This is a genomic window from Streptomyces sp. NPDC057424, from assembly GCF_042803315.1.
In the GTDB taxonomy this organism is placed as follows: domain Bacteria; phylum Actinomycetota; class Actinomycetes; order Streptomycetales; family Streptomycetaceae; genus Streptomyces.
Window position 1 is genome coordinate 379,809 of the sequence record NZ_JBHVCP010000002.1, and the last position, 8,576, is coordinate 388,384.

Annotated in this window: 9 protein-coding genes; 1 reads left to right on the forward strand and 8 read right to left on the reverse strand. The window is 70.7% G+C overall.

Annotated features, from left to right (window positions below; translation table 11 throughout):
- Positions 1 to 193: 193 nt before the first annotated feature.
- A complete protein-coding gene (locus ACFU3E_RS03980; protein ID WP_384151563.1) occupies positions 194 to 1,435 on the forward strand; it encodes a DUF5667 domain-containing protein in 1,242 nt (413 codons plus the stop codon).
- Positions 1,436 to 1,515: 80 nt separating this feature from the next.
- Here ACFU3E_RS03980 and ACFU3E_RS03985 read toward each other — a convergent pair whose 3' ends face one another.
- From ACFU3E_RS03985 to ACFU3E_RS04020, 8 genes are all read right to left on the reverse strand, one after another.
- On the reverse strand, positions 1,516 to 2,571 hold the full coding sequence (locus ACFU3E_RS03985; RefSeq protein WP_384151566.1) for a lysophospholipid acyltransferase family protein: 1,056 nt from the start codon (positions 2,569 to 2,571) through the stop codon (positions 1,516 to 1,518).
- Between the two features lie 14 nt (positions 2,572 to 2,585).
- Entirely contained in the window at positions 2,586 to 3,647 is a 1,062-nt protein-coding gene (locus tag ACFU3E_RS03990) for an NAD-dependent epimerase/dehydratase family protein (protein ID WP_384151569.1), read from the reverse strand.
- Between the two features lie 201 nt (positions 3,648 to 3,848).
- Positions 3,849 to 3,947 carry a 30S ribosomal protein bS22 gene (locus ACFU3E_RS03995; RefSeq protein ID WP_003948845.1) on the reverse strand — a complete coding sequence of 33 codons (99 nt, stop codon included), beginning with the start codon at positions 3,945 to 3,947 and terminating at the stop codon, positions 3,849 to 3,851.
- Positions 3,948 to 4,099: 152 nt separating this feature from the next.
- The gene (locus tag ACFU3E_RS04000; RefSeq protein WP_004984898.1) at positions 4,100 to 4,312 is read right to left on the reverse strand and encodes a helix-turn-helix domain-containing protein; all 213 of its coding nucleotides are present in this window, start codon (positions 4,310 to 4,312) and stop codon (positions 4,100 to 4,102) included.
- A 129-nt stretch (positions 4,313 to 4,441) separates the two neighbouring features.
- Complete coding sequence (locus tag ACFU3E_RS04005) at positions 4,442 to 5,257, reverse strand: phosphatase (protein ID WP_384151572.1); 816 nt, start codon at positions 5,255 to 5,257, stop codon at positions 4,442 to 4,444.
- Positions 5,258 to 5,435: 178 nt separating this feature from the next.
- On the reverse strand, positions 5,436 to 6,608 hold the full coding sequence (locus ACFU3E_RS04010) for an acetoin utilization protein AcuC (protein ID WP_384151575.1): 1,173 nt from the start codon (positions 6,606 to 6,608) through the stop codon (positions 5,436 to 5,438).
- Entirely contained in the window at positions 6,559 to 7,776 is a 1,218-nt protein-coding gene (locus ACFU3E_RS04015) for an MFS transporter (protein WP_384151578.1), read from the reverse strand. Before ACFU3E_RS04015 ends, ACFU3E_RS04010 begins: the two co-directional genes overlap by 50 nt.
- An 88-nt stretch (positions 7,777 to 7,864) precedes the next feature.
- Positions 7,865 to 8,509 carry an HAD family hydrolase gene (locus tag ACFU3E_RS04020; protein ID WP_384151581.1) on the reverse strand — a complete coding sequence of 215 codons (645 nt, stop codon included), beginning with the start codon at positions 8,507 to 8,509 and terminating at the stop codon, positions 7,865 to 7,867.
- Positions 8,510 to 8,576: the final 67 nt, after the last annotated feature.

Below are 8,576 nucleotides of genomic sequence, written 5' to 3' on the forward strand. Positions count from 1 at the left end.
GTTCGTTGACTTCGGCATCCGATCATCCGGCGTCCGTAACCCAAGTGCCGCGCCACTCGTTGTGCGGGATGCAGGCTCCCTGTGGTCACCCCCTGGCCGACTCCGATCACCCGATCGTGTGGTCATCGTCAGGGTGTGCAACCCTCAGGACCCCCTGGGGAGTCGACCGTCATGACGAGAGGAGGTGCCGCCAGTGATCGCGAACGTATCGGCGCACCGGCGGGCGAACGCCTTCGCCCAGGCCCTGGAGGAGCAGTCCGAGCAGGGCACGGCGGCCGAGCAGCCCGAAGGATCGGCACCGGCCCGGACCGCCGCGGAGCCGAGCGAACAGGCCCGCCATCTGGCGCTCGCCTCGGGTCTCGGCGCGTTGCCCAAGCCGGAGCTCGACCCGGAGGTCAAGGTCGTTCAGCGGGCCCAGCTGGTGGCCGCCTTCGAGGCCATGCTCCAGGAGGGCACCGCGGGCGGCGGGGCGACGGACCGTCCGGTCCCCGAGCAGCGTTCCCGGGCCCGCGGCGCGCACCGCGCGGGTTCACTGAAGAAGCTCCGGCCGCGTTCCCGGCTGGCCAAGGGCCTCACCGCGGGCGGACTCAGTGTCGGGGTGGCCGCGAGCGCCTTCGGCGGAGTCTCCGCCGCCAGCTCCGACGCCCTGCCCGGCGACTCGCTCTACGGCCTCAAACGCGGCATCGAGGACGTCAAGCTCGGCCTCGCCGACGGGGCGGACGAGCGCGGCCGGGTCTACCTCGACCACGCCTCCACCCGGCTCAGCGAAGCCCGCCGCCTGATGGAGCGCGGCCGCAGCGGCCCCCTGGACCACGAGTCACTCGGCGAGATCCGCCGCGCCCTGTCCGGCATGCGGCACGACGCGTCCGAGGGCCATCGGCTGCTGAGCGAGGCGTACGAGCGCGACCCGGACTCGCTGGGCCCCATCCAGGCCCTGTCCGCGTTCTCCCGCTCCCACCGTGAGGCCTGGGGCGAACTGCGCGAGCGACTGCCCGTCCAGCTCGGGGACGTCAGCGAGCAGGTGTCGTCGGTGTTCGACGCCATAGACGAGGACGTCGCCCCGCTGCGGTCCCTGCTGCCCGAGCCACCGGCCACGAGCGGCGGCGGCACGCGACAGGGCGCTACCGAGTCGGCTCCCAGCGGCTCCTCCGGCACCGACCGCTCGACCCGCCCCAGCGACAGCGACGGCAGGCACAGCGACGAGGGCAGCACCGGCAGCGACAGCCCCAGCCGCTCGGCCGGCTCCGGCAGCGACAGCGACGGCCTGCTCGGCGGCAACACCGGCGGCCTGCTCGACCCGCCGAAGGACAGCGAGGCGAGCACCTCCCCGTCGGCGGAGGGCAGCACACCCGTCCCCGAGCCGGATGTGACGCTCCCGCCGCTCCTGCCCGGGCTGCTGCCCGGGCTGGGCATCGACAGCGAGGACGCGGACTAGACGGCGACGATGGGGGCGCCCCTTCGGCAAGGGCGCCCCCATCGTCGTACGCGGGCAGTCTCAGTCGTACGCGGGCAGTCTCAGAAGAAGACCGACCGCCGCTGCACCAGCAGCTTGTAGAGGGTGTGCTGGATCTGCTCCCTGACCTGGTCGGTCAGGTTGAACATCAGCATCGGGTCCTCGGCCGCCTCCGGCGGATAGCCGTCCGTGGGGATCGGCTCGCCGAACTGGATCGTCCACTTGGTCGGCAGTGGAATCGCCCCGAGCGGCCCGAGCCACGGGAACGTCGGCGTGATCGGGAAGTACGGGAAGCCCAGCAGCCGGGCGACCGTCCTGGCGTTGCCGATCATCGGATAGATCTCCTCCGCCCCGACGATCGAGCAGGGCACGATCGGCGTCCCCGCGCGCAGAGCCGTCGAGACGAAACCACCACGGCCGAAGCGCTGGAGCTTGTAGCGGTCCGCGAAGGGCTTGCCGAGGCCCTTGAAGCCCTCCGGCATCACCCCGACCACTTCGCCCTGCTCCAGCAGCCGGGACGCGTCCTCGGCGCACGCCAGAGTGTGACCGAGCTTGCGGGCCAGCTCGTTGACCACCGGCAGCATGAACACCAGGTCCGCGGCGAGGAGGCGCAGATGCCGGCCCGCCGGGTGGTTGTCGTGCACGGCGACCTGCAGCATCAGGCCGTCCATCGGCAACGTGCCGGAGTGGTTGGCGACGATCAGGGCGCCGCCCTCGGACGGGATGTTCTCGATGCCCTTCACCTCGACCCGGAAGTACGTGTCGTACAGCGGGCGCAGCAGGGACATCAGGACCTGGTCGGTGAGCTCCTCGTCGTAGCCGAAGTCGTCGACCTCGTAGTCCCCGGTGAGGCGGCGGCGCAGGAAGGCAAGGCCGCTCGCGATCCGCCGGTCCAGCCCGCCCTCGTCGTTCCGGGACGGCTGCGGCGGCTGTTCCTCACTAGTCACAGGAACATCATCCTGCGGAACAGCCCTGGTGGGCAGGGGCTGCACCTCACGTACCGGCACGGACTCCGCGCCCGGGCGGCGGTTCCCGGCGCTCCGGCGCCGCTGGGGACGCTGAGCGGCGCTCCCCCGGGACCGGTCGTCGTCGAACGGAATGACCTTGGCGTCCGCCATCGTTGATGCGCTCCTCAGTTGGCGCTCTGCGTCGGGGGGTGTCCGCCGCCCGCGAGGGGCAGTCCGGCGATCCGGTCGACGGCCCCCGCAAGGGCCTCCGGCGGTAGAAGTCCTGGGCCCTGGCTGCGGGCGAAGTCCGCGAACGTCTCCGCGGTCGTGTGTTTGGGCTGGAATCCCAGCGTCTCGCGCATCTGGCCCGTGGCCACCACCCGGCCGTGCGTGAGCAGCCGGATCTGCTCGGGCGAGAAGTCCGTCATGCCCAGGGTACGCACCAGCGAGCCCGCCCAGGTGACGGCCGGGAGCAGCAGGGGCACGGTGGGGCGCCCGAGCCGCCGGGAGCACTGGGAGAGCAGCAGCACGCCGTCGCCGGCGATGTTGAAGGTGCCGCTGTTGAGCGTGCCCCGCCGGGGTTCGTGCGAGCCGATCCGCAGCACCTCGATCACATCGTCCTCGTGCACGAACTGCAGCCGCGGGTCGTAGCCGAACACGGTCGGCAGGACCGGCAGCGCGAAGTAGGAGGCGAGCGGGGTGTCCGCGGTCGGGCCCAGGATGTTGGCGAACCGCAGCACGCACACGGCCACATCGGGGCGGCGGCGCGCGAAGCCGCGGACGTACCCCTCGACCTCGACGGTGTCCTTGGCGAAGCCGCCGCTGGGCAGGGACTTGGGCGGGGTCGTCTCGGTGAACACGGCCGGGTCGCGGGGCGCGGAGCCGTAGACGTTGGTGCTGGACTTCACGACCAGCCGCTGCACGGACGGGGACTTCTGGCAGGCGCCGAGCAGTTGCATGGTGCCGATGACGTTGGTCTCCTTCAGGGAGGCCCGGTTGCCGCTGCCCAGCGGCGTCCCCGTCACGTCCAGGTGGACGATCGTGTCGGCACCCGTCTCGGCGAGCACCCGCGCGATGGTGGGCTGCCGGATGTCGGCCTGGATGAAGTCCGCACCGCCCAGATGGTGCTCGGGCGGCACCGCGTCCACGGCGACGACCCGGTCGACGTCGGGGTCCCGCTGGATCCGCCTGACGAACCGGCCCCCCAGCTGGCGGGCCACTCCGGTCACGAGCACGACCTTGCCCAAGATCAGCGCCTTCCTTCCAGAACCTCTTGCCCCCGCCGCGTTCCCCCGTGGGGCCAACTTAGCGGGTTGTCGTCGCGCTGTGATGACCGCCCGATGCGCGAGGTGACCGGGACCGCCGGGAGCGGGAGCGGATATGCGTGTGGCCCCCCACCGATGGGTGGGGGGCCACAGCAACGCTTTCGCGGCGTCCGCGTCGCGAACCTACTTCTTGTTGCGACGCTGGACGCGCGTGCGCTTGAGCAGCTTGCGGTGCTTCTTCTTCGCCATCCGCTTGCGCCGCTTCTTGATAACAGAGCCCACGACTACCCTCGCTCACTTCTCATCACTCGGTGCTGGGCGCCGGGGCCCACACGACCTACGAGGGGCCAGCCTACCCGTCCGGGCGCTGAGGTCGTAATCGAGGGGCCAGGGTGATCCCGAGTGCCCTGTGAGGGATCACCCCGCCCCAGCCGTCAGGCGGTTTCCACCCCCACATAGCTCTCGCGGAGGTACTCGTGAACCGCTTGCTCCGGGACGCGGAAGGACCGCCCCACACGGATCGCGGGCAGATGACCGCTGTGCACCAGCCGGTACACGGTCATCTTCGACACTCGCATCACCGAGGCGACTTCCGCCACGGTAAGGAACTGAACCTCGTTCAGAGGCCTCTCGCCAGCTGCAGCCATGACACACCTGAACCTTCCGCACTCGACGGCCACCGGCTTCCCCTTCCGGTGACTCTTCGTCGCTGCGTGCTCACTCCCCAATGTAGGGGCCAGTGATGCGAGTGGGGAAGAGGTGCAGCCATCGGCGACCTACTGTGACAGACACGCCCGATTGAGTACGTAGCGGGTAAGCGGCAGGTAGTAATCAGACCGCACGCCGTCATCAAGTGGAACGACGACGGACACGCACCCCTCGGCCTCCCCCACGAACAGCGCCGGGTCGTCCGTATCGGCCGGCCCGATGGCCTCGAACCCCAGCTGACCTGCTCCGCAGACCCACCCGTGGTCCCCGATCACCAGGTCGGGGAGGGGCCCGCCGGCCTCGGCGCAAGCGGCCAGTACGGTACGAACCGGGAGAGGTGAGTGCGTATGTGCGCCGGGCTCACAACCGGGGCGTTCCGCACCGGGGGTCCGCACCAGCGCGACTCCTCGTACGTAGTCGAGGTTGTACGTACGTAGGCCGAACCGGGTCGTTATGTCGATACGGCGACCCTGCGCGGGGGTGAGAACGGCACATCCCGCCGCCGACAGCGCGTCTGCCAGAGCGCCGTAGAAACCGAGCAGCCGGTGCGGGTGCCCGGTACCGAGGAGCACGGGAGCACCCCGCCCGGCGGCCTCGGCGAGGCGCTCCGCGAAGGCGTCCAGCGCGGCCAGGGTCCGCTCCGGATCGATCACGTCCTGACCGGAAACCTGCCGGGAATCGGCCGAAACACCGCACCGGTCCGCCATCAGCTCGATCAACTCCCGCTGCCTCCAGGCACCTTCGGGATCGATGCCGAGCATCACCCGGGGGTCCCGGGCAGCGAAGAGCCGGTAACTGCGCAGGCTCTCCTCCCGCGAGGTCGCCACGGTCCCGGCGAGCCGCGCGCCCACCAGGTGCGCACGCAGGGCTTCGGTGGTCAGCACAAGGAGATCGTGCGCGACCGGAACTCCACCTGTCCCCGAAACCCGCGAACACCGCACGGTCGGCCTAGCCTAGCTAGGGCCTGCCGTTTGGATCACGCGGCAGGAAAACGGCGGTGCTGTTCAGCGCCGCGTCTGCGGCGTGATCCAAACGGCAGGCCCTCCGCCCCGCGTCACCCCCTCACGCCAGCAGCCCCCTCAGCGGGAACACCGCCCGCCGGGCCGCCAGCACCGCCTGGTCGAGCCGGTCCGCGGGGTCGTAGCCCTCCTCCCAGCCGGTCCAGGCGACGGGCCAGCGCCCGTCCGTCATCCGGCCCGGGGCCAACTGCCGCGTCCTCGCGAACACCTCCTGCCGCCAGCCCTCGGGGATCACCGCCCCGGGCTCCACCGCCCGGCCCGCCGCGATCGCCACCAGATGCGTCCAGGAGCGCGGCACGACGTCCACCACCGCGTAGCCGCCCCCGCCCAGGGCCACCCACCGGCCGTCGGCGTACTCGTGCGCCAGGTCGTGACAGGCCACCTGCACTGCCCGCTGCGCGTCCAGCGACACCGCCAGATGGGCCAGCGGATCCTCGAAGTGCGTGTCGGCCCCGTGCTGCGTCACCAGCACCTGCGGCCGGAAGTCCGCGATCAGCTCCGGCACCACCGCGTGGAACGCCCGCAGCCACCCGGCGTCCCCCGTCCCGGCCGGCAGCGCCACGTTCACCGCCGAGCCCTCCGCGGAGTCCGCCCCGGTCTCCTCCGGCCACCCGGTCTGCGGGAACAGCGTCCGGGGATGCTCGTGCAGGGAGACCGTCAGCACCCGCGGGTCCTCCCAGAACGCCGCCTGGACCCCGTCCCCGTGATGCACGTCGACGTCGATGTAGGCGACCCGCTCCGCCCCGAGCTCCAGCAGCCGCGCGATGGCCAGCGAGGCGTCGTTGTAGATGCAGAACCCGGACGCACCTCCCGGCATCGCGTGGTGCAGCCCGCCCGCGAAGTTCACCGCGTGCAGCGCCTCCCCCCGCCACACCGCCTCCGCCGCGCCCACCGACTGCCCGGCGATCAGCGACGACACCTCGTGCATCCCCGCGAAGGCCGGATCGTCCATCGTGCCCAGCCCGTACGACTGGTCCGCAGCCCCCGGATCCGCCGACGCGGCCTTGACCGCCTCGATGTAGTCCTCCCGGTGGACGAGCCGCAGCGTCGACTCCCCGGCCGCCTTCGCGGCGACCACGTCCACCTCCCGGTCCAGCCCGAAAGCGTCGACCAGCCTCCGGGTCAGGGCGAGCCGGACCGGGTCCATCGGATGCCCCGGACCGAAGTCATAGCCCGTTACTGCCTCGTCCCACATCAACTGTGCGCGGCCGCTCATGCCCGCCACCGTATCGGTCCGGTTGAGCCGCGAACGACCGGGCGTACACCAGCGTCACCAGCACCAACACCATCGGCACGAGCATGGCCCCGCGATAGCTCCACGCGTCCCCGAGCGCTCCGACCAACGGCGAACCGATCAAAAACCCCACATAGTTGAAAACATTCAGCCGTGCCACGGCAGCGTCCGAAGCCCCGGGGAACAGCCTCCCGGCCGCCGCGAACGTCTGCGGCACCAGCACACACAGCCCGAGCCCCAGCAGCGTGAACCCCAGCATCCCGGCCCACGCCCCGGGCGCGGCCGCCACCACGGCGAACCCACCCGCCGCCACCAGCGCCCCGCCCCGCACGACCGCGACCGCCCCGAACCGCCGCACCCCGAAGTCCCCGATCGTCCGCCCCAGCAGCGTGGTGACCATGTACACGTTGTACGGCACCGTCGCCATCTGCTCCGAAGACCCGAGCACGTCCTGCAGGTACTTCGCGCTCCAGTTGGAGACCGTCGAGTCCCCGATGTAGGCGACCGTCATCACCAGACACAACGGCAGCAGCAACTTGAAGGCGACGACCTGGCCCTCGCCCGCCTTCTCCTCCGCCACCGGCGCCGCATCCCCGTCGTCGGCGTACCACCGGCTGCCCACCAGCACCGTCGGCAGCAGTACCGCCACGACCGGCAGGTACGACACCCACAACGCCAGATGCCAGTGCGCACCCACCCACGCCAACGAGGCCCCGACGATCCCACCCAGGCTGTAGGCCGCGTGGAAACTGAGCATGATGCTGCGCCCGTAGGACCGCTGCAGGCTCACCCCGAGCATGTTCATCGACGCGTCCAGCACCCCGACGGCAAGCCCGAACGCCGCCAGCGCGACCCCGAGTTCGACCATCCGCTCCCCGGCCCCGACCCCGAGCAGCGCCAGCAGCACCACGGGCTGGGACCACCGCAGCAGCCGGCTCGGCGGTACCCGCTTCACCAACCGCTCGGTGGTCACACTCCCGACCCCGGCGAGGATCGGCACGGCGGCCAGGAACGCGGGCAGCAGCGCGTCGGAGACCCCGTACCGGTCCTGGATGGCCGGGATCCTCGTCACGAGCAGAGCAAACGCGACACCCTGCACCAGGAAGCTGAACGCCAACGAGCCCCTGCCGCGCCGCAGCACATCAGTCATGGCGGCGAGCGTAGGGCCCCGGCTTACCCGTGGGTAGATCCAGCCAAAGATGAATTTTCCTCAGCTTCGGCGAAGCGTCGGGAACGGCTCACACCAGCAGGTCGGCCAGCTCCCCCATGTCGGAGAAGAGCCGGCCCGCCCCGGCGAGCTTCTCCGCCGGCGTCATGGCAGTGAACCCGTAGACGTCCATCCCCGCTGCGACGGCCGCCCGTACGCCCAGCGGGCTGTCCTCGACGACGACGCACCGCTCCGGCGCGACCCCCATCCGCTCGGCGGCGTACAGGAAGAGGTCGGGGGCCGGCTTTCCCCGCCCGACGTCCTGCGAACTGAAGATCCGCCCGTCGTCGAACCACCGGTCGAGCCCGGTCGTCCGATGCCCCACCCGGATCCGTTCATGACTCCCGGAGGACGCCACGCAGTACGGCACCCCGTCCGCCGCCAGCTTCTCCAGCACGTCGGAAGCGCCGTCCACAGCCACCAGTTCCTGTTCGAACGCCGCGAACACCCGCGCGTGAAAGACGTCGTCGAAGTTCTCCGGCAACCGCTGTCCTGTCTGCTCCAGGACCAGCTCATGAATCCGGTGCATCGCCGACCCCATGTAGTCCCGAATGGACTCCTCGTACGAGGTGGGGTGCCCCAGCTCGGTGAGGTACGCCGCGAGCAACCGGTTGGAGATGGGCTCACTGTCGACGAGCACGCCGTCATTGTCGAAGATCACGAGTTCATAGCGCATGACTTCGAGCCTAAACGCAGAAAACCCCCGCATCAGAAGATGCGGGGGTTTTCCCAAAAATTGTTCG

Coding starts and splice junctions, on each gene's coding strand:
- ACFU3E_RS03985 (WP_384151566.1), bottom strand. CDS start 2,571: ATGGCGGACGCCAAGGTCATTCCGTTCGACGACGACCGGTCCCGGGGG.
- ACFU3E_RS04000 (WP_004984898.1), bottom strand. CDS start 4,312: ATGGCTGCAGCTGGCGAGAGGCCTCTGAACGAGGTTCAGTTCCTTACC.
- ACFU3E_RS04010 (WP_384151575.1), bottom strand. CDS start 6,608: ATGAGCGGCCGCGCACAGTTGATGTGGGACGAGGCAGTAACGGGCTAT.
- ACFU3E_RS04015 (WP_384151578.1), bottom strand. CDS start 7,776: ATGACTGATGTGCTGCGGCGCGGCAGGGGCTCGTTGGCGTTCAGCTTC.
- ACFU3E_RS04020 (WP_384151581.1), bottom strand. CDS start 8,509: ATGCGCTATGAACTCGTGATCTTCGACAATGACGGCGTGCTCGTCGAC.